Consider the following 732-nt stretch of genomic DNA (forward strand, 5'->3'; position numbering starts at 1 on the left):
TTATAGTGTGGTTTCGATGTGGTAGCGGGGGCGGTGTTTGGATTCCATGTAGATTTTGCCGACGTATTCGCCGACGATGCCGAGGGAGAGCATGATGAGTCCGCCGATGAGCCAGATGGAGATCATCATGGACCCCCATCCTGCGATGGCGTGGCCGAACCCGAGGGAGACGAGCACGTACACGAACATGCCGACGGCCACGAGGATGGACAGGAGCCCGGCGCCGGTGACGAAGCTCAACGGTTTCGTGGAGAACGAGGTGATGCCCTGGATCGCGAAGGCGACCATCTTCTTCAGCGGGTATTTGGATTCGCCGGCCTCGCGTTCGCCGCGCTCGTAGTAGACCTTGCCGGTCCGGTAGCCGAGCGTGGGCACGATGCCGCGCAGGAACAGGTTGACCTCGTGGTATTCGCTGAGCGCGTCGAGCGCCTCGCGGCTCATGAGCCGGTAGTCGGCGTGGTCGGGCACGGTTTCGGCGCCCATCCATTCGAACACCTTGTAGAAGGCTTCGGCGGTGGTGCGTTTGAACCACGTGTCCTTCCTGCGCGCGGAGCGCACGCCGTAGACGATCTCGTCGCCGTTGCGGAACCCGTCGATGAACCCGTCTACCGCGTTGACGTCGTCCTGCAGGTCGGCGTCCATGGAGATGGCGGCGTCGCAGCCGTGGGCGCGCGCGGTCATGAGCCCGGCGAGGAGCGCGTTCTGGTGGCCGCGGTTGTGGGAGAGCTTCAC

The 732-nt window shown here is 63.9% G+C and carries 1 protein-coding gene; it reads right to left on the minus strand.

The genetic code is table 11. The features are described from left to right. Window positions 1-732: glycosyltransferase (locus BW14_RS11820; protein ID WP_140490797.1), on the minus strand; the 732-nt coding region annotated here is incomplete at its 5' end.

The organism is Bifidobacterium sp. UTBIF-68 (assembly GCF_006408855.1).
Taxonomy (GTDB): domain Bacteria; phylum Actinomycetota; class Actinomycetes; order Actinomycetales; family Bifidobacteriaceae; genus Bifidobacterium; species Bifidobacterium reuteri.